At 73.3% G+C, this 18018-nt stretch carries 17 protein-coding genes; 10 read left to right on the top strand and 7 right to left on the bottom strand.

The window, feature by feature from the left end; all coding sequences use genetic code 11:
• Window positions 1–383: 383 nt before the first annotated feature.
• A complete protein-coding gene (locus ACIBST_RS01625; protein ID WP_397168157.1) occupies window positions 384–764 on the bottom strand; it encodes an STAS domain-containing protein in 381 nt (126 codons plus the stop codon).
• 342 nt (window positions 765–1106) lie between these two features.
• On the opposite strand from ACIBST_RS01625, the gene ACIBST_RS01620 reads away from it, so the two are divergent.
• From ACIBST_RS01620 to ACIBST_RS01610, 3 genes are all read left to right on the top strand, one after another.
• The gene (locus tag ACIBST_RS01620) at window positions 1107–1553 is read left to right on the top strand and encodes an ATP-binding protein (protein ID WP_397168155.1); all 447 of its coding nucleotides are present in this window, start codon (window positions 1107–1109) and stop codon (window positions 1551–1553) included.
• Window positions 1554–1702: 149 nt separating this feature from the next.
• Window positions 1703–2602 (top strand): SDR family oxidoreductase, encoded by a 900-nt coding sequence (locus tag ACIBST_RS01615; protein WP_397168154.1) that lies wholly within the window; start codon window positions 1703–1705, stop codon window positions 2600–2602.
• Window positions 2603–2679: 77 nt separating this feature from the next.
• Window positions 2680–4857 carry a SpoIIE family protein phosphatase gene (locus tag ACIBST_RS01610; RefSeq protein WP_397168152.1) on the top strand — a complete coding sequence of 726 codons (2178 nt, stop codon included), beginning with the start codon at window positions 2680–2682 and terminating at the stop codon, window positions 4855–4857.
• 14 nt (window positions 4858–4871) lie between these two features.
• Here the strand turns inward: ACIBST_RS01610 and ACIBST_RS01605 are convergent, their stop codons facing one another.
• Window positions 4872–5579, bottom strand: coding sequence for an NADPH-dependent F420 reductase (locus ACIBST_RS01605; RefSeq protein ID WP_397168150.1), 708 nt, complete (start codon window positions 5577–5579; stop codon window positions 4872–4874).
• Between the two features lie 320 nt (window positions 5580–5899).
• Here ACIBST_RS01605 and ACIBST_RS01600 point away from each other — a divergent pair, with 320 nt between their 5' ends.
• Window positions 5900–6415, top strand: a complete 516-nt coding sequence (locus ACIBST_RS01600; RefSeq protein ID WP_397168149.1) for a carboxymuconolactone decarboxylase family protein — start codon at window positions 5900–5902, stop codon at window positions 6413–6415.
• Window positions 6416–6439: 24 nt separating this feature from the next.
• Here ACIBST_RS01600 and ACIBST_RS01595 read toward each other — a convergent pair whose 3' ends face one another.
• Window positions 6440–6832 (bottom strand): nuclear transport factor 2 family protein, encoded by a 393-nt coding sequence (locus ACIBST_RS01595; protein WP_352330337.1) that lies wholly within the window; start codon window positions 6830–6832, stop codon window positions 6440–6442.
• Window positions 6833–6971: 139 nt separating this feature from the next.
• On the opposite strand from ACIBST_RS01595, the gene ACIBST_RS01590 reads away from it, so the two are divergent.
• Both ACIBST_RS01590 and ACIBST_RS01585 read left to right on the top strand, forming a co-directional pair.
• Complete coding sequence (locus ACIBST_RS01590; protein WP_397168147.1) at window positions 6972–7544, top strand: carboxymuconolactone decarboxylase family protein; 573 nt, start codon at window positions 6972–6974, stop codon at window positions 7542–7544.
• On the top strand, window positions 7544–9079 hold the full coding sequence (locus ACIBST_RS01585; RefSeq protein WP_397168145.1) for an NAD(P)-binding domain-containing protein: 1536 nt from the start codon (window positions 7544–7546) through the stop codon (window positions 9077–9079). The genes ACIBST_RS01590 and ACIBST_RS01585 overlap by 1 nt, the downstream gene beginning before the upstream one ends.
• A 68-nt stretch (window positions 9080–9147) precedes the next feature.
• On the opposite strand, the gene ACIBST_RS01580 is transcribed toward ACIBST_RS01585, so the two are convergent.
• The gene (locus ACIBST_RS01580; protein WP_397168143.1) at window positions 9148–10290 is read right to left on the bottom strand and encodes a glutamate--cysteine ligase; all 1143 of its coding nucleotides are present in this window, start codon (window positions 10288–10290) and stop codon (window positions 9148–9150) included.
• Between the two features lie 274 nt (window positions 10291–10564).
• Between ACIBST_RS01580 and ACIBST_RS01575 the strand changes: the two genes are divergently transcribed.
• A complete protein-coding gene (locus tag ACIBST_RS01575) occupies window positions 10565–11836 on the top strand; it encodes a cytochrome P450 (protein WP_397168141.1) in 1272 nt (423 codons plus the stop codon).
• Window positions 11837–11861: 25 nt separating this feature from the next.
• Here the strand turns inward: ACIBST_RS01575 and ACIBST_RS01570 are convergent, their stop codons facing one another.
• The gene (locus tag ACIBST_RS01570) at window positions 11862–12713 is read right to left on the bottom strand and encodes a DUF72 domain-containing protein (RefSeq protein WP_397168139.1); all 852 of its coding nucleotides are present in this window, start codon (window positions 12711–12713) and stop codon (window positions 11862–11864) included.
• Between the two features lie 78 nt (window positions 12714–12791).
• On the opposite strand from ACIBST_RS01570, the gene ACIBST_RS01565 reads away from it, so the two are divergent.
• The gene (locus ACIBST_RS01565) at window positions 12792–13649 is read left to right on the top strand and encodes an NAD(+)/NADH kinase (protein WP_397168137.1); all 858 of its coding nucleotides are present in this window, start codon (window positions 12792–12794) and stop codon (window positions 13647–13649) included.
• A gap of 6 nt (window positions 13650–13655) precedes the next feature.
• Here ACIBST_RS01565 and ACIBST_RS01560 read toward each other — a convergent pair whose 3' ends face one another.
• Window positions 13656–14951, bottom strand: coding sequence for a YibE/F family protein (locus ACIBST_RS01560; protein ID WP_397168135.1), 1296 nt, complete (start codon window positions 14949–14951; stop codon window positions 13656–13658).
• 70 nt (window positions 14952–15021) lie between these two features.
• Here ACIBST_RS01560 and ACIBST_RS01555 point away from each other — a divergent pair, with 70 nt between their 5' ends.
• Both ACIBST_RS01555 and ACIBST_RS01550 read left to right on the top strand, forming a co-directional pair.
• Window positions 15022–15735, top strand: a complete 714-nt coding sequence (locus tag ACIBST_RS01555; RefSeq protein ID WP_397168133.1) for a DUF72 domain-containing protein — start codon at window positions 15022–15024, stop codon at window positions 15733–15735.
• A complete protein-coding gene (locus ACIBST_RS01550; protein WP_397168131.1) occupies window positions 15735–16703 on the top strand; it encodes a magnesium transporter CorA family protein in 969 nt (322 codons plus the stop codon). The genes ACIBST_RS01555 and ACIBST_RS01550 overlap by 1 nt, the downstream gene beginning before the upstream one ends.
• Window positions 16704–16719: 16 nt before the next feature.
• Here the strand turns inward: ACIBST_RS01550 and thrS are convergent, their stop codons facing one another.
• Entirely contained in the window at window positions 16720–17895 is a 1176-nt protein-coding gene (thrS, locus tag ACIBST_RS01545; RefSeq protein ID WP_397168129.1) for a threonine--tRNA ligase, read from the bottom strand.
• Between the last annotated feature and the right edge of the window lie 123 nt (window positions 17896–18018).

The raw sequence follows: 18018 nt of genomic DNA, 5'->3' as shown, positions 1-18018 counted from the left end.
CGCGGGTCCGGACCCAGTAGCGGGCAGCCGGGTCAGGGGCGCGGCGAGGGCTCCAGGCCAGAAGCAAGGGGACGGCCCTTCGGGGCGGCGGGATCGCGGCAGGCGCCCAGACCGGATGTGTGCCGGATGAAGGGCCGGAGCGCGGCGTCGAGGCCGCAGCGGGATCGGGAGGGGCCCCGGCAGTGAGGGCGGGGCCGAGGCCCGGGGAGGTGGGCGAGTCAGCGGGGCCCGGGGAGGCGGTCGAGGCCGGTGAGGGCACCGGAGGGTGCGGGCGAGGGCCCGGGGCGAGGGCACCGGGGGGTGCGGGCGAGGGCCCGGGGCGAGGGCACCGGGGGGTGCGGGCGAGGGCCCGGGGCGGGCCCGTGAGTGGGCCAGGGGTCAGGTCAGGATGGTGGGGAGGGGGTCGGGTCGGGGTCGTGGGGGTGGGAGGCGTTGATCACCTGGTACAGCCGGCCCTCCGGGCCCAGTCGCCAGCCGAGCAGTTCCAGGAGCTCGCGCACCGTCGGCGAGGCGTGCTGGAGCACCAGCCTGCGCGGCGGCGGCAGGTCGGTGGCCGTGCTGATGATCAGCCGCAGCCCGCCGGCGTCGATGAAGGTAAGCTCGGACAGGTCCAGATGGACGTCGGTCTCGCCGATGCGTAACGCCCACGCCAGCGCTCGGGCCAGCGCGGGCCGTCCATGGTGGTCGATCTCGCCGCGTACGCGCAGGCCGAACGGGTGCACCATGGGCAGCACATCGGCGGGGTCGCCGGTATGGTCGGTCATTGAAATCACACCAATGCGGTCGTCTAGGGCAGAGCCGAGCCGCGCCACGTTCCCTGTCCAGGGAAGGTGCGGGCGCCCCTGACGGATCGCCGAAAACAAGAGGGCCCGGCGCGCCGCGCGTCCATACAGCGTCGGCACATCGGGCAGAGGGAGAGGCAGATGTCGGGCGATCAACCCTTTCCGCCAGGCATCGTCCAGGTCACCACGGCTTCGGCCGCCGGTGAACTGGACAGGTGCGCCCGTGGCGCGCCCGGCTCGGCTCGTTTACTCGGTCGCCTTACTCTCTGCCCTCGATCGAGCGCTTTACGCCGCCGTAACCCCCGTACCCGGTAGGGGCAAGCCATGCAAGCACCCTTCCACCTGCGGTGCACCATCACCAACAATCTCGCGCTCACCCGCGATCTGGTGCGCGTCTACGCCAGTCACGCGGGGCTGTCCGGGGCCCGGCTCGACCACCTGGTGCTCGCCGTGAACGAGGCCGCCGCGAACGTCCTGGAGCACGGTGGCGGTCGCGGCACAGTGACGGCCTACACCGACGCCGCCGTCCTCACGGTCGATGTCTGCGACGCGGCCGGACGCCTGCGGGCCGAGCATCTGGCCGACGCCCGGCTCACCCGCCCCTCGCCCTCGGCGCGGCGCCTCGGCCTGTGGCTGATCCATCGTCTGTGCGACGAGGTCGGCATCGACCATCCGCAAGGAGGCAGCAGGCTGCGGCTGCGCATGCGTCTGCCGCTCGCCACCCGCCTGCGTCCCTGGCAGGGCGGCGACTCCTCGCCCGCGGCCAGCTAGCCAGGGTGATCCGCCCGCCCGGCCAATGATCCGCCTTCCCGTCCGAGCGGCTGGTGAGCGGCCGGTGAGGGCGCGGTGAGCCGGCCCCGCCACTGTTGGCCTGTCTCCGCGACCGCGGAGCAGAGAGCCACACACGTGGGGAGCGGACAATGGGCATGCTGACCGGCAAGACGGCGCTGGTGACGGGCGGTTCTCGGGGGATCGGCCGGGCGGTGTCGCTGCGGCTGGCCGCCGAAGGCGCGCTGGTGGCGGTGCACTACGGCGGCGACGACGAGGCGGCCAAGCAGACCGTCGCCCTGATCGAGGAGCGCGGCGGCCAGGCGTTCGCCGTGCAGGCCCGCTTCGGCGCGAACTCCCAGCACAGCGCCAAGGGCGCAGAGGACGCGAAGGGCGCGCACGGCGCAGAGGGCGCAGAGGACGCGAAGGGCGCGCACGGCGCAGAGGGCGCAGAGGACGCGAAGGGCGCGCACGGCGCAGAGGACGCAGAGGCGGCGGTGGAGCGGCTGTTCGAAGGGGTGGTCGGTGGGTTGGCCGGGCGTGGCCTGGACATTCTGGTCAACAACGCCGGCATCGCCTCGACCGTCCCGATCGCGCACCTGACCCCCGCCGAGTTCGAACGCGTGATGACGATCAACGTCACCACCCCGTTCTTCGTGATCCAGCGCGCGCTGCCGCTGCTGAACGACGGCGGCCGCATCATCAACATGGGCTCGACGGCCAGCCGGTTCGCCGTCACCACGCAGATCGGCTACACGATCAGCAAGGCGGCGCTGGAGGCGATGGCCCCGACGCTCGCCAACGAGCTGGGACGGCGCGGCATCACCGTGAACACGGTCGCGCCCGGCGCCGTCCGGACCGACATGACCGCGGGCTACACCTCGATCCCCGAGGTGGTGGCCGCGCTGGAGTCCATCACCGCGCTCGGCCGGCTCGGCGAGCCCGAGGACGTCGCGGACGTGGTCGGCTTCCTGGCCGGTCCCGCTGGCCGGTGGGTGACCGGCCAGACCATCGACGTCTCGGGTGGCACGTACCTCGGGCCGCTCGCCTGAACGGGCCTTGGAACACTTTGCCCATCCATTACGGACAGTGCATATTCCCGTACAGGGAGCTTGCATAGCCTGATTTCATGGGAGATGTCCCCCAAACGCCGCCACCACCCCCCGGCCCGCCGGACGGCGGCCCGGCCCCCGACGAGGCGCGGGCCCCGCGGGCCGACGACGGCGGCCTGGCGCGCGACGCGCACGTCGACAGGCTGCTGCTCGGCGCGGCCACCAGCACGCAGGCGCACGTGTGCGTGCTGTTCGTCCTGGCCGAGGACGGGCGCGTGCTGATGATGGAGGCCGAATCAGGACTGCCGGAGCCCTTCTCGCGCTCCTGGGTCCTGATCCGATCCACCGACCAGTCGCCGGTCGCGGTGGCGGTGCGGCAGCGGCGGCTGGTGTGGGTGCCCGACCGGGAGGCCATGGCCCGCGAGTTCCCGCTCGTGGCGCTCGCCTTCCCTTACGGGTTCGCGCTGGCCGTCGCGCCCCTGGTCGACCGCGACGGCGAGGTGCGGGGGGCCATGATGCTGCTCTGGCCGCCCGCCCCGGGCCGCCGTCCCACCCGGCGCCGGCTCGACGTCCTGACCGCCACCTGCGCCGACCTGGCGGAGATCGTCCCGAGGGGGAGCCGGCCGGTGCCGCCGGGGCACCAGCCGCGCGTGCTGACCAGGGAGCCGCCCGGCGGCGAGGACCTGCTGCTGACCTGCCTCAACCGGCTGCCCGAGGGCTACTGCATGCTCGACGTCGAGGGGCGGCTCACCCTGGTCACCGCCCCCGCCGAGGAGCTGCTGCAGGCCGAGGCGGGCGAGCTGACCGGCAAGCGCCCCTGGGACGCCCTGCCCTGGCTGGGCGAGCCCGCCTACGAAGACCGTTACCGCGCCGCGGTGGTCAGCCAGGAGGTCACCTACTTCACCACCCGCAACCCGGGCGGCCAGTGGCTGGCCTTCCACCTCTATCCGGGCCTGGCCGGTCTGACCATGCGGGTCACGCCGAGCACGATGGCCCGCGACCCGCGTCCGGTCATGCCGGACCAGCTCGTCGCCGCCGACCGTCCGGCGCGCCTGGTCGCGCTGCACGAGATGCTGCACCTGGCCACCACCCTGGCGCGGGCCGTCACAGCCCAGGAGGTGATCAACCTGGTCGCCGACCACGTGATGCCCGCCTACCACGTGCAGGCGCTGGCCATCCTCACCTCCAGGGGCGGGCGCATGCAGGTGGCCGCCTCGCGCGGGTACAGCGAGCAGGCGATCGAGGAGTACGACGGCCAGCCCATGCTGCACCTGTCGCCCGGCCACCCCCTGGCCGCCGGCGCGCCGGCCTTCTTCGGCACCTGGGCCGAGCTGCGCGCGACGTACCCGGAGGCGATCAGGTCGGACGACATGTCGGCCTGGGCGTTCCTGCCGCTGACGGCCGGCGGACGGACGGCCGGCATGTGCATCCTGGCCTACGACCGTCCCCACCGCTTCACCACCGACGAGCGGGCCAGCCTGACGGCGCTCAGCGGGCTCATCGCCCAGGCGTTCGAGCGCGCCCGCCTCTACGACGTCAAGCACCAGTTCGCGCAGTCGCTGCAGGCGAGCCTGCTGCCGCGCACGCTGCCCGGCGTTCCCGGGCTGGAGGTGGTCGCGCGCTACCTGCCCGCCACGCCCGGCATGGACATCGGCGGCGACTTCTACGACCTGATCCGGCTGGAGGAGAAGGTGGCCGCCGCCGTCATCGGCGACGTCCAGGGGCACGACGTCACCGCCGCCGCGCTGATGGGCCAGGTGCGCACGGCCATCCACGCCCACGCGAGCGCGGGCGCCAACCCCGGCGAGGTGCTCGCGCACACCAACCGCCTGCTCAACGAGCTGGCCCCGGACCGGTTCACGAGCTGCCTGTACATCAGCGTCGACCTGGGGCGGAACACGGCGTGCGTGGCCAGCGCGGGCCACCTGCCGGCGCTGCTGCGCCGGCCCGGCGAGCCCGCCCAGGTGGTGGAGCCCGCCCCCGGGCTGCTGCTCGGCATCGAACCCGGCACCGAGTACGCCACCACCCAGGTCGCCCTGCCGCCCGGCTCGGTGCTGGCCCTCTACACCGACGGGCTCATCGAGGTTCCCGGACAGGACCTCGGCGAGGCCATCGGCGGCCTGGCCGCCGGGTTCGCCCCCGCGCCGGACCAGCCGCTCGCCGACGTGGCCGAGGACATGATCGCGGCCGCGGCGGCCGTCGAGCACCGCGCCGACGACATCGCCATGCTGCTCCTGCGCACCGACCCGGCCTGAGCGCCGCCGGTGGGTCAGGCGCGCCACTCCGGCGTGCGTTCCTGGCGGGCCTGGGCCAGGGCCTCCCGGACGCCCTCGGCGTCCTTGTCGGTGGTGTAGACGGGACTGCCGGGCTGCTGCCGCCACGACTCGTCCAGGCCGCCGGCGTCGACGGGGTCGAAGCCGAGCGCGTCCACCAGGCCCATCACGATCTTCTTGCCGCGCTCGTCGTCGGCGGCCACGGGCAGGGCGATCCGCCCGGGGGTGCCGGACGGGCGGCCGCCGTGGCCGAGGTGGTCGGCGAAGATGTTGTTGAACGCCTTCACCACCGGATGGCCGAGCTGCTGCTCGACCCAGCGGCTCTCCGGCATCCCGGCCTCGATCTCGTCGATCCGGCCGTCGCGCTGGGGATAGTAGTTGCCGGTGTCCACGACGGTCAGGCCGCCGGTGACGTCGTCGAACAGGCCGTCGGGCAGGTCGGGCACCTTGCCTTGAGGGATCGTGACCACGACCAGGTCGGCTCCCTGGGGCGCCTCCTCGACGGTGACGGGGGTCGCGCCGGTCTCGGCGGCCAGGTCGGTGAGCGTCTGGGGGCCCCGGGAGTTGGCCACCGCCACCTCGTGCCCCAGCTCGGTCAGGCGCCGGGTGAGCGTGCCGCCGATGTTCCCCGCGCCGATGATGCCGATCTTCATGCTCCGCCCCCGGTTGTGCGCCTCAGCTACTGCTCGCCAGGATATCGTCACAATGCGTTATCGCTGGTCGGAGGCACTGTCGGCGCGCCGGACGGTACCCGAACCCGATTCCGGGCGGACGGTTCCAGCGGCGCCGCTGGCATCAAGTGGTCACCGGCGCGCAACTTCCTGGTCGTTCCGCGACGGAATCTGCGCACGACGAACCCGCACACTAGATCCCATAGGCAGGCAAACGGACGTTGGAGGGCCGAATGGGAAATTCAGCATTACGTTCCGTCTCGCGCGACGCCGGGCGGCGTGAATTCGTTAATCACGCGGGCGGGACGCGTCCGCATATCCAGCTGGTGTCCGACGAGCCCGGAATCCGGGGGTTGTTCCGTTACCGTCCCGAGGCGGCCGAACCGCTGACCCTGCTCTCCGAGGTGCTGCTGTGCGGGGACAGCCCGCTGACCCGGGGCGAGCGCGAGCTGATCGCCGCGTACGTGTCCTCGCTCAACCGGTGCCGGTTCTGCTTCCACACCCACGCGGCCTTCGCCGCCGTCCGCGTGCCGGAGGGCATGACGCTGGTCGACGAGACCTGCGCCGACCCGGCGGCGGCCCCTCTCTCCGGCAAGCTCAAGGCCCTGCTGGGCATCGCCGGGGCGGTGCAGCGCGGCGGGCGGGAGGTCACCGACGAGCACGTGCGCGCGGCCAGGGCCGAGGGCGCCACGGACCTGGAGATCCACGACACGGTGCTGATCGCGGCGGCCTTCTGCATGTACAACCGGTACGTGGACGGCCTGGCCACGCTGGCCACCGACGACCCCGGCCACTACGCCGACAGGGCCCGTCTGACCAGCGGATACGTGAAGGTGTGGAACGACGAGGCGCTGGACGAGGCCGGCTGAGCGGCCCCGTCCGCCGGGGCCTGATCAGCCGAAGAACTCGTCCACCGAATAGGGGTCGAGCGGGAAGCTCCAGCGCTCGCTGATCTTCCCGTCGGTGATCCGGAACAACTGCATGCCGCGGTCGTCGAGCGAGCGGCCGTCGCGCTCACCGCGGATGCGCAGGACGGCGGCGACCTGGTCGCCGCCGACGAGGTAGGACTCCGGCTCCAGGCGCAGCGTGCCGGTGGTGGACTTCAGCAGCTCGGCCAGGTAGCCGAGCACGGCTTCCTTGCCGGAGTAGTCGCGGGCCATCGGTCCGCGACCGGGGACGTGGAAGATCACGTCGTCGGCGAGCAGCCGGCGAAGGTCCTCCAGGTCGCCCTTGGCAATGGCGTCGTAGGTGTTGCCGGCAACGGTGATGTGGGGATGCTCATCCATGACGACCGCCAGTCACAAACGGGGTTTAGGTGGCGTCCGTGACATTACGCGCGTCAGTTGCAGGAGACAAGAAGGAGGCACAATTAACGAGATCTTGCGCAATTTGCGAGAGTGTGCAGACTAGGAGAAAACCGCATCGATGGGAGCTTGCGTGCCCCATATTGCCCTCGATTCCGACGAACCCGGAATCCGCGGACTTTTCCAGTTCAGCCCAGAGACGGCCGCTCCGATGAACGCGCTGGCCGAGGTCCTCCTGCGTGGCGACAGCACACTGAGCCGCGGCGAGCGGGAGCTGATCGCGGCCTACGTGTCGGGGCTCAACGAGTGCCGGTTCTGCACGGCCTCGCACGCCGCGTTCGCTGCCGCCCAGCTCCCCGAGGGGATGGCGCTGGTGGACCAGGTCCGCGCCGACCCCGCCACGGCGCCCGTCACGCCCAAGCTCCGCGCCCTGCTCGCCATCGCCGCCGCGGTGCAGCAGAGCGGCCGCGACGTCACCGACAAGCTGGTGGCCGCGGCCAGGGCGGAGGGGGCAACCGACAAGGAACTGCACCACACCGTGCTGATCGCGGCCGCGTTCTGCATGTTCAACCGGTACGTCGACGGCCTGGGCACCCACGCCCCCGACGACCCCGCCGGGTACGACCTGGCCGCGCAGCGCATCCTCACGCACGGCTACACGACCGTCCCACCGGCGGCGGGACAGCAGGACTGATGGACGCGGAACACCACCGGTTCGTCATCATCGGCGCCGGACCCGGCGGGCTGCAGCTCAGCTACTTCCTGCAGCGCGCCGGGGCCGACTACGTCACCCTGGAACGCGAGGACGCGCCCGGCGGCTTCTTCCGCAGCTTCCCGCGCCACCGCCGGCTCATCTCGCTGAACAAGGTGCACACCGGCGAGAAGGAGCGCGAGATCCAGCTCCGCTGGGACTGGAACTCCCTGCTCAACGACGAGCCCGACCTGATGTTCCCGAACTACTCGCGCGAGTACTTCCCGCACGCCGACGACCTGGTCCGCTACCTCGCCGACTTCCAGCGCGTCCACGGGCTGCGCGTGCGGTACTCGACGGCCGTCCAGCGCGTCGAGAAGGACGGCGCGGGCTTCGTCGTCCATGCCGGTGACCGGGTCCTCCGCGCCGACTGCCTGATCGTCGCCACCGGGTGGGGCGGCCCGCACATCCCCGACATCCCGGGCATCGAGCTGGCCACCGGCTACGAGGACGTCCCCGTCAACGGCGAGGACTTCGCCGACCAGCGCGTCCTGGTCATCGGCAAGGGCAACTCGGCGTTCGAGACCGCGCAGGCGCTGCTCCCGTACGCCGCGGTCATCCACCTGGCCAGCCCCAGCCCCGTCCGCCTGACCTGGACGAGCAAGCACCCCGGCCACGTCCGCGGCCAGTACGGCGCCTTCCTGGACAGCTACTGGTTCAAGACCCTGCACGGCGTCCTGGAGTGCACCGTCGACCGCCTCTGGCGCGAGAACGGCGGGATCAGGGCCGCGATCACCTACACGCTGGCCGACGGCGAGCAGGCGCTGCTCGACTACGACGCCGTCCTGCGCTGCACCGGCTTCACCATGGACACCGGACTGTTCGGCGACTCCTGCCGGCCCGCGCTGACCCCCGGCGGCCGGATGCCGGCGATCCGCCCCGACTTCCAGTCGGCCGACGTCGACGGCCTGTACTTCGCCGGCACCCTCATGCAGGCCCGCGACTTCAAACGGGCCTCCTCGGCGTTCATCGACGGCTTCCGCTACAACCTGCGCTCCCTGACCGCCCTGCTGCTCGAACGCTACGAGGGCCGGCCGCTGCCGGTCCGCGAGCTGCCCGCCGACGCCGACGTGCTCACCGGGTCGATGCTCGACCGGGTCAACCACAGCTCGGCGCTGTGGACCCAGTTCGAGTACCTGTCCGACGCGTACGTGCTCGGCCCGGACGGCGTCGTGCGCCACTACGAGGACCTGCCGGAGGACTACGCCCGCGAGCGCTTCGCCGCCGCCGGGTTGTGCCTCACGCTGACCCTGCGCTGGGGGCCGCGCGACCGCGCCGACGTGTTCGCCATCCAGCGCCACCCCACGCCCGAGCGGGCCGACGAGTGCGCCTTCCTGCATCCCGTCGTCCGGGCCTGGCGGCACGGCGAGCCGGTCGCCGAGCGGCACCTCCTGGAGGACCTCCAGGCCCGCTGGCGCGACCCGGTACGCCACGTCGAGCCGCTGCGGGCCTTCCTGGCCGACCGGCTTCAGCCGTAGGAGAAGCCGACCGGCTTCAGCCATAGGAGGAGCCGACCGGCTTCAGCCGTAGGAGGAACCCACCGGCTTCAGTCGTGGGAGGCGAAGCGGGCCACGAGGTCGTCGACCACGTCGGCGAGCGCCCCGCGCCGGGCGTGCGCGGCCCGCTGGCGCTCGGCGCCGCCGCCGTGCTCGCGCAGCAGCCGCCAGCCCTGCTCGGCCGCTTCCAGGTCGCCGGCCGCGGCCAGCGCGGGCCCGACGTGCTCCAGCAGCCGCGCCACCAGCTCGGCGACCGGCCGCGCCGCCCCCGTGAAGGGATCGACGCCGGACCCGCCCAGCCCGTCCCTGGCGGCCCGCCAGTAGGCCACCCGCAGCAGCTCGGCGGGCACCTCGGGGCCCGGATCGCCGTCCCGCACCCTGTCCAGCGACGTGCTGACCAGCGCCCGCACCACCAGTGCGAGGAACAGCGACTCGCGCGTGGCGGCGGGGACGTCGGCCACCCGCACCTCCACCGTGGGCAGCCGGGCCGACGGGCGCACGTCCCAGAACAGCGTCCCGGGGTCGACCAGCGCGCCGCTGTCGGTCAGCGCCGCGACCGTGCGCTCGAAGTGCTCCAGCGACCCGAAGTACGGCGGCGGCCCGGCCACCGGCCACTTGCCCCAGGCCAGGACCCGCCAGCCCGCGTAACCGGTGTCGCGGCCGGCCCAGAAGGGCGAGTTGGCCATGAGCGCGAGCAGCACCGGCAGCCACGGCCGCACGTGGTTGCAGACCAGCACGGCCTGCTCCCGGTCGGGCACGTGGATGTGCACGTGACCGGCGCAGATGGCCTGCTCGTCGTGCAGGGCGCGGTAGTTGTCGATGCCGACGCCGTAGCGCGGGTGCTCGGTGATCGGCGGCGGGACGACGTCGCCGATCACCGGCGTGCCGGAGGCGACCACGGCCAGCCCTTCGGCGCGTGCGGCGGCGGCCACGACCTCGCGCATCCGCCGCAGCTCCGCCTCCAGCTCGGCCCCGCTCGCGCAGGGCGCCGTCTTGGCCTCCACCTGGAACTGCGTGATCTCCGTGCAGACCCGGTCGCCCAGCCCGGCCGCGGCGCGCCCGACGACGGCCGCCGCCCCGGGGGCCACGGCGCGGGTGACCGGATCGACGACCAGGTACTCCTCCTCGACGCCCATCAGGCGGGCGGTCACGCCGCCGGAGGTCTGCCGTAACGACTCGGCGGTAGCCGTCATGTGCGCTCCACTCCACTGCTCGACTCGACTGCGGGGACACTGCGGCGACACTGCGGGGACACTGCGGCGACGCTGCGGGGACACTGCGGCGACGCTGCGGGGACACTGCGGCGACGCTGCGGGGACACTGCGGCGACGCTGCGGCGACGCTGCGCGGACGCTGCCATCCGATCTTGCCCTGCCCGGGGCCGCCGCAGGGCCGAATGGCGCACACGCCCCGGGGGAATGGCTCTCCTGGCCGCATCACCCCCGCATCCGACAGGAGGGCCCGCCCGTGACCGCGACCATGTCCGTGGAGGAGGCCGGGCACGTGTTCGCCACGCCCGCCGCGTACGCCGACGAGACCCGGCTGCACGAGGCCCTGGCGCTGCTGCGCCGCGAGTCCCCGGTGCACCGCGTGGAGGTGCCCGGCTACAACCCCTTCTGGGCCGTCACCCGGCACGCCGACCTGCTGGAGATCGAGCGGAACCACGCCCTGTGGCTGAGCGCCCCGCGCCCGGTGCTGCGCAGCGCGGAGATCGACGCCCGCCTGGCCGAGCAGCGGGCCCGCGGCACCGGCCTGAAGACGCTCGTCCACATGGACGACCCCGAGCACCGCGTCGTGCGCGCCATAGCCGCCGACTGGTTCCGGCCGAGGGCCATGCGCGCCCTGGAGGTGCGCGTCCGCGACCTGGCCCGGCGTTACGTCGACCGGATGACCGCCCACGGCGGCTCCTGCGACTTCGCCCGGCAGGTCGCCGTGCACTACCCGCTCTACGTCATCCTGTCGCTGCTGGGCCTGCCCGAGTCCGACTTCCCGCGCATGCTGCGGCTCACCCAGGAGCTGTTCGGCCAGGACGACCGCGACAACCGGCGCGGCGGCACCGCCCAGGACCACACCGCCGTGCTGGCCGACCTGCTGGAGTACTTCCGCGAGCTGACCGCCGCGCGCCGGGCCAGGCCCACCGGCGACCTCGCCTCGGAGATCGCCAACGCCCGCGTGGACGGCCGCCCGCTGAGCGACCTCGACGCCGCCTCCTACTACGTCATCATCGCCACCGCCGGGCACGACACCACCAGCTCCACCATCGCCGGCGGCCTGGAGGCGCTCATCCGGCACCCCGGCGAGCTGCGGCGGCTGCGCCGGGATCCCGGGCTGCTGCCGTCGGCGGCCGAGGAGATGATCCGGTGGGTGAGCCCGGTGAAGGAGTTCATGCGCACCGCCGCCGCCGACACCGCCGTACGCGGCACGCCGGTCAGACGGGGGGAGTCGGTGCTGCTGTCGTACCCGTCGGCCAACCGGGACGAGGAGGTGTTCGCCGAGCCGTTCCGCTTCGACGCCGGCCGCGACCCCAACCGGCACCTGGCCTTCGGCTCGGGCGTGCACTTCTGCCTCGGGGCCGCGCTCGCCCGCATGGAGATCCGGGCGCTGTTCGCCGAGCTGCTGCCCCGGCTGGAGAGCGTCGAGTTCGACGGCGAGCCCGCCTGGGTGGCCACCACGTTCGTGGGCGGGCTCAAGCACCTGCCGATCCGCTACACGCTGCGCGACCGCCCGGCCGGGACGTGAACCCGCCCGCGGCCCCGGCGGCCGGTCAGAACAGCGTCGGGGGCTCGGCGGGCATCGGCTCGGGCAGCGGGCGCAGCTCCGGCACCAGGACGCGCACCTCGTCGTGGAAGCGGCGCGCGAGCATCGGCGCGTCGGCGTTGTCGGGCGTGTGGACGAACACCGTGGGGGAGCGGCCCTCGCGCAGCCATCCGGCGACGGTGTCCACCCACTCCCGCCAGCCCTCCACCGTGGCCTCGACGGAGTCGCGGCCCAGGTAGCGGACGATCGGGTGGCCGGTGAGCGCGCGGGTGCGGCGCGGCACGCGCGGCTTCTTCGTCCACGCGTCGCGCTCGGCGTCGCTGGTCGGCGGGGTGCGGAACAGCGTCACCGTGTCGAAGGGCACCCATTCGGCGCCGGCGGCGGCCAGCACCCGTTCGAGCTGCCCGGCCTGGCGGGCGTCGTCGAAGAAGGCGCGGTGGCGGACCTCCACGGCGTAGCGGTGGGAGCGGGGCAGCCGGTGCAGGAAGGCCGCCAGCGTGCCGAGGTCGGCGGGGCCGAAGGCGGGCGGCAACTGCACCCACAGGGCGTGCGCGCGCGGCCCGAGCGGCTCGATGGCGTCGAGGAAGGCGTGCAGCTCCTGCTCGGCGCCGATCAGCCGGTGGTGGTGGGTGACGGTCTTGGGCAGCTTGACCACGAAGCGGAAGTCGGGGTCGAGCTGCCGGGCCCACGACTCCACCGTGGCGCGGGCGGGGGTGGCGTAGAACGTGGTGTTGCCCTCGACCGCGTCGCACCAGGTGGCGTAGGCGCGCAGGCGCTCTCCCGGCGGGAGCGGATGGGGCAGGAAACGTCCGTTCCACGGTGTGTGCGTCCACATCGCGCATCCCACATGAAGCCGCATGGCTCCGACGTTAGCGGAGCCGCCGGGCGCCCGGGGCCGCCGGGGATGTCGGGGAACGCCACCGTTTAGGCTGGTCGCATGGGCATGGTCGGGACGGTCGGGCTGGTGCTGCACCCCCAGCGCGACTCCAAGAAGGCGATCGACACCATCCTGCGCTGGGCCGCGGACAAGGGGGCCACCGTCCTCGGGCTGCCCGAGGAGGTCGGGCGCATCGACTGCAGCGCGGTGCCGGTCGACGCGGTCGCCCTGGTCGAGCGGGCCGACCTGCTGGTGGGGCTCGGCGGCGACGGCACGATGCTGCGCACCATGCGGCTGCTGGCCGGCCGGCCCACGCCCATCCTGGGCGTGAACCTCGGCAAGCTCGGCTTCCTGGCCGAGATCGACGTGGACGAGCTGGCCGGCACGCTGTCGGCCATCGACCGCCACGAGTACACGATCGAGCCGCGGATGGCCATCAGGAGCGTGGTCGCGGGCGTCGCGGTGACGGCGTTCAACGACATCGCGCTGGTTCGCATCCCCGGCGAGGGGCTGGCCGCGGTGTCGGTCACCCCGTCGGGCAGCCCGTTCGTGAGCCTGTCCGCCGACGCGGTGATCGTGGCCACCTCCACCGGCTCCACCGCCTACAGCTTCTCGGCCGGCGGCCCGATCGTCTCGCCCCGCGTGGAGGCCGTCCTCGTGGTGCCCGCCGCCGCCCACTCCTCCTTCAACCGGGCGCTCGTGCTGCCCGCCGACGAGGAGGTGACGCTGGAGGTGCTGCCCACGAGCGGCAGGCTCGCCGTCGAGGTGGACGGACGGGTGGTCGGCCACCTGTGCCCCGGCGACACCGTCACGGTCACCGCCTGGCCGGGGGCGGCGAAGGTGGTCCGCCTCGGCACCACCTTCTACGAGCGCGCCCGCCGCAAGCTGCGGGTGGACGGCAGCGCCGAGGTCGGCTGACCCCGCTCAGCGGCGGTGCCGGGCGGGCCTGGTGAGCGGCCCGCCGGCCCGCACGGGCCGGGCGGACGGCTCGTCCTCCAGCGCCTCCACCGGCCGCGCGCCGCGCGCGGCGACCAGGGCCGACAGCGCGGTCGTGATCGGCACGGCGGCGATCAGCCCGAGCGTGCCCACGACGCTGCGGACGATCTCCTGGGTCACGACCGGCGTGGTCAGCACGTCGCCGAGCGGCTGAGCGCCGATGCTGAACAGCAGCAGCAGCGGCAGCGACGCCCCCGCGTACGCCAGGATGATGGTGTTGATCACCGAGGCGATGTGGGCCCGTCCGACGCGTCCCGCCGCCCGGTACAGGCGGGCGAAGCCGTAGGAGGGGTTGGCCGCGGCCAGCTCGCCCACCGTCACCGCCTGGGTGACGGTGACGTCGTCGAGCACGCCGAGCGCCCCGATGATGATGCTGGCCAGCAGCAGCCCCTCGGTGTCGATCGACAGGCTCATGCCCAGGGTCAGCGCGGTGTCGTCGGTGACGCCGTTGAGCCGGGCCAGGCCGAGCGCCGCGTACGACAGCAGCCCGGTGAGCGCGAGGCTGGCCAGAGTGCCCAGCACGGCCATCGACGTGGTCAGGGAGAAGCCGTGGGTGAGGTAGAGCACCGTCAGCATGATCGCGGCCGAGCCGACGACGGCGACCAGCATCGGCGGCTCGCCCGCCAGGACGGCCGGGATGACGAACGTCAGCAGCAGCCCGAACGTCACCGCCAGCCCCACCAGCGCCGTCACCCCGCGCCACCGCCCGAACGCGATGACCGCCAGCGCGAACGCGCCGCCCAGCAGCCACAACGTCGTGGACCGGTCGTGGTCGGAGAGCTGGTACTTCCCGTCGCCGTCCCGCAGCAGCAGCACGTCGTCGCCCGCCGTGAACCGCTGGGCGCCCGGCCCGCCCGGCAGCCGCAGCGTGACGTCGCGGCCGAGGTCGGGCCCCGAGCCGACCCGTACGGTGGCGTTGCCGCAGGTGGCCGGGTCGGGCACCGGCATGCCCTCCTGGACGGCCGGGCAGCGCCTGAGCGCGACAGAGACGACCGTGCCCTCGACCCGCTCGACCGCCGGACCCTCCCGCCCGTCCTGGCCGTCCGGCGCCGCCTGCCCCGCGGGCCAGAGCCACACCAGGCAGGCCAGCGTCGCCAGGGCCAGCGGCACCAGCACGGCCAGGCTCGCCACCACCGCGCCGCGCGACGGCGGCGCGGCGGCCACGCCGTGGGAGTGGCCGTGACCGTGGCCGTGGCCGTGGCCGTGGAAATGATCGGCGCCCATCGCGTGAAAGCTCCTCCTAGGCTTCCGGGACTGCGACAGTAACGCACCCGGCGCAGGGTAGGAGCCGGGTGTGGCGACGCTGGTGGGCACCTCCGGATGGCAGTACAAGGACTGGCGCGGCGTGCTGTACCCCGAGGGGGTCCCGCAGCGGCTGTGGCTGGAGACGTACGCGGCCGAGTTCCCCACGGTCGAGAGCAACAACGCCTTCTACCGCCTGCCCTCGCCGGAGACGTTCGCCGCCTGGCGCGAGCGCACTCCCGGCGGGTTCGTGATGGCGGTCAAGGCCAGCCGCTACCTCACCCACATCAGGCGGCTGACCGAGCCCGAGGAGCCGGTCGCCCGGCTGATGGCCGCCGCCGGGGCGCTCAAGGAGAAGCTGGGGCCCGTCCTGCTGCAACTGCCGCCCACGCTGCGCGCCGACCCCGCCCTGCTGGACCGCTGCCTGGGCTGCTTCCCCGCCGGCGTGCGGGTGGCGGTGGAGCCGCGGCACGACTCCTGGTGCACCGGCGAGGTGCGCGAGGTGCTGCTCGCGCGGGGCGCGGCGCTGTGCTGGGCCGACCGGCTCGGCCGGCCGCTGACGCCGCTGTGGCGCACCGCCGACTGGGGGTACGTGCGCCTGCACGAGGGCCTGGCCGCCCCCCGGCCCTCCTACGGCGCGGCGGCGCTGAAGAGCTGGGCGAGGAGGGTGGAGCAGGCCGGATGGCGGGACGTCCACGTCTACTTCAACAACGATCCGGGGGGAGCGGCCGTGCGCGATGCCCGGCGATTTGCCAAACTCGCCTGATGCACACGCGTCTGTACAGGAACGGCGTCCTCGAAAAGGAGGGCTTCCCCGTCGAGGAGGTCTCCGACCACGTCGGCGATCCCGAGGCCGCCGTCTGGTTCGATCTGTGCTCGCCCACCCCCGAGCAGCTCAACCAGGTCGGCGAGGAGCTCGGCCTGCACGAACTGGCCGTCGAGGACGTCCTCAGCGACCACCAGCGCCCCAAGGTGGACGTCTACGACAACCACCTGTTCATCACCGTGTACGGCATCCACCTCGACGAGGGCCGCCTCGTCCCCGTCGAGGTGAACGCCTTCGTCACCCCCAACGCCCTGGTGACCGTGCGGGAGAACGCCTGCTTCGACATCGACGAGGTGGTCAGACGCTGGGACGCGACCTCCCGCCTGGCCGGGCACGGCGTCTCCTTCCTGCTGCACGGCCTGCTCGACTACGTCGTGGACAGCCAGTCCGACCTGGTCCAGGACCTCGACGCGCGGGCCGAGGCCATGGAGGAGTCGCTGTTCGACGACGCGCCCCGCGACGGCAGGCAGCTCCAGCGCGCCATGTACGTGCTGCGCAAGGACACCGCCAGGCTCCGCAAGATCTCGATGCCGATGCGGGAGGTGCTCGGCACGCTGCTCCGCCGCGACCAGGAGATCGTCGCCGACCCGGTGATGGCCCCCTACTACGAGGACGTCTACGACCACGTCCAGCGGGTCGCCGAGTGGGTGGAGGCGATCCGCGACATGCTCGCCAACGTCCGGGAGACCCGCCTGGCCCAGCAGGGCTTCCGCCTCAACGAGATCATGAAGCGGGTGACGAGCTGGGCCGCCATCATCGCGGTGCCCACCGCCATCACCGGCTTCTACGGCCAGAACGTGCCCTACCCCGGCTCCGGGGACATCTCGGGCTTCTGGGTGTCGTCGGTGCTGGTGGCGGTGGCGTCCGTGGTGCTGTACGCGGTCTTCAAGAAGAAGGACTGGCTCTGAGCGCCGGTGACGGACCTCAGAAGCGCGGCCGGCAGTCGGCGGCCAGCCGCTCGACCGGCACCGGGCCCGCCTGGCGGCCGTCCCGCAGCCGGACGGCCGGCACGCCGTCCGCGACCTCGCGCGGCCCCACCACGAGCTGGTACGGCACCAGCCGGTGCGCCCTGATCCTGGCCCCCAGGCTGCCCCGGTCCGCGGGCGCCAGCTCGGCCCTCAGCCCGGCGGCGACGGCCCGCCGCAGCAGGTCCTCGGCCGCCGGGAGCTCGGCGTCCGACAGCGGCAGCACGACCGCCTGCACGGGCGAGAGCCACGCCGGGAACGCGCCGCCGTGCACCTCGATCAGGTGCGCGACCAGGCGCTCGATGCCGCCGACCACGCTGCGGTGCACCATGACGGGACGCCGCCCGCCCGCGTAGGCCAGGTCGAAGCGCTCGGGCTGGTACAGGTCCACCTGGACGGTCGACAGGGTGCTCTCCCGGCCGGCCGGGTCGGCGATCTGGATGTCGATCTTCGGGCCGTAGAAGGCGCCCTCGCCGCGCTCCTCGTCGTAGGCGCGGCCGCGGTCCCGCAGCACCTCGCGCAGCACGGCCTCCGAGCGCGCCCACATCGCGGGGTCGTCCACGAACTTGCCGCCCTCGCCGCGCAGCGAGAGCCGGTAGCGGGCCGCCCGGATGCCGAGCTGGGCGTGCGCGGCCTCGATCAGGTCGAGCGCGGCCGACACCTCGGCCGCCGCCTGCTCCGGCGCGCAGAACACGTGGCCGTCGTTGAGCTGGATGGCCCGCACCCGGGTCAGGCCGCCGAGCACGCCCGACAGCTCCGAGCGGTACATGCCGCCGAGCTCGGCCACGCGCAGCGGCAGCTCCCGGTGGCTGCGCCCGCGCGAGCGGTAGATCAGCGCGTGGTGCGGGCACAGGCTGGGCCGCAGCACGAACTCCTCGCCGCCCACGTTCATGGGCGGGAACATGTCCTCGGCGTAGTGCGCCCAGTGGCCCGACCGTTCGTACAGCTCGCGTTTGCCGAGCACGGGGGAGTTGACGTGCACGTAGCCGTGGCGGCGTTCGAGCTCGTGGACGTAGTCCTCCACGGCCTTGCGCACGGCGGCCCCGGCGGGCAGCCAGTAGGGCAGACCGGAGCCGATCAGCGGGTCGGTGCCGAAGATCTCCAGCTCGCGGCCGAGCCTGCGGTGGTCGTTCATGATCGTCCTTTGCGGTGAAAGGGCGAACGACCAGCTCCCGGGCGCCCGCCCGGGATGCATGGAATCAGCGCGCCGGGACCGTGTCCGGCGTCGTCGTGACGGAAGCGCGCTGCATGCCTGCCA

Origin of the sequence: Nonomuraea sp. NPDC049684 (genome assembly GCF_044465345.1) — a bacterium.
Classification (GTDB): domain Bacteria; phylum Actinomycetota; class Actinomycetes; order Streptosporangiales; family Streptosporangiaceae; genus Nonomuraea.
The sequence above is the reverse complement of the archived record's forward strand: the minus strand, read 5'-3'. Positions and strand labels throughout refer to the sequence as shown.

What these genes read in the sequence shown, in the direction of transcription:
- ACIBST_RS01625 (WP_397168157.1), bottom strand. Translation starts at nt 764, where the DNA reads ATGACCGACCATACCGGCGACCCCGCCGATGTGCTGCCCATGGTGCAC.
- ACIBST_RS01620 (WP_397168155.1), top strand. Translation starts at nt 1,107, where the DNA reads ATGCAAGCACCCTTCCACCTGCGGTGCACCATCACCAACAATCTCGCG.
- ACIBST_RS01615 (WP_397168154.1), top strand. Translation starts at nt 1,703, where the DNA reads ATGGGCATGCTGACCGGCAAGACGGCGCTGGTGACGGGCGGTTCTCGG.
- ACIBST_RS01610 (WP_397168152.1), top strand. Translation starts at nt 2,680, where the DNA reads ATGGGAGATGTCCCCCAAACGCCGCCACCACCCCCCGGCCCGCCGGAC.
- ACIBST_RS01595 (WP_352330337.1), bottom strand. Translation starts at nt 6,832, where the DNA reads ATGGATGAGCATCCCCACATCACCGTTGCCGGCAACACCTACGACGCC.
- ACIBST_RS01590 (WP_397168147.1), top strand. Translation starts at nt 6,972, where the DNA reads ATGGGAGCTTGCGTGCCCCATATTGCCCTCGATTCCGACGAACCCGGA.
- ACIBST_RS01585 (WP_397168145.1), top strand. Translation starts at nt 7,544, where the DNA reads ATGGACGCGGAACACCACCGGTTCGTCATCATCGGCGCCGGACCCGGC.
- ACIBST_RS01580 (WP_397168143.1), bottom strand. Translation starts at nt 10,290, where the DNA reads ATGACGGCTACCGCCGAGTCGTTACGGCAGACCTCCGGCGGCGTGACC.
- ACIBST_RS01570 (WP_397168139.1), bottom strand. Translation starts at nt 12,713, where the DNA reads ATGCGGCTTCATGTGGGATGCGCGATGTGGACGCACACACCGTGGAAC.
- ACIBST_RS01565 (WP_397168137.1), top strand. Translation starts at nt 12,792, where the DNA reads ATGGGCATGGTCGGGACGGTCGGGCTGGTGCTGCACCCCCAGCGCGAC.
- ACIBST_RS01560 (WP_397168135.1), bottom strand. Translation starts at nt 14,951, where the DNA reads ATGGGCGCCGATCATTTCCACGGCCACGGCCACGGCCACGGTCACGGC.
- ACIBST_RS01550 (WP_397168131.1), top strand. Translation starts at nt 15,735, where the DNA reads ATGCACACGCGTCTGTACAGGAACGGCGTCCTCGAAAAGGAGGGCTTC.
- thrS (WP_397168129.1), bottom strand. Translation starts at nt 17,895, where the DNA reads ATGAACGACCACCGCAGGCTCGGCCGCGAGCTGGAGATCTTCGGCACC.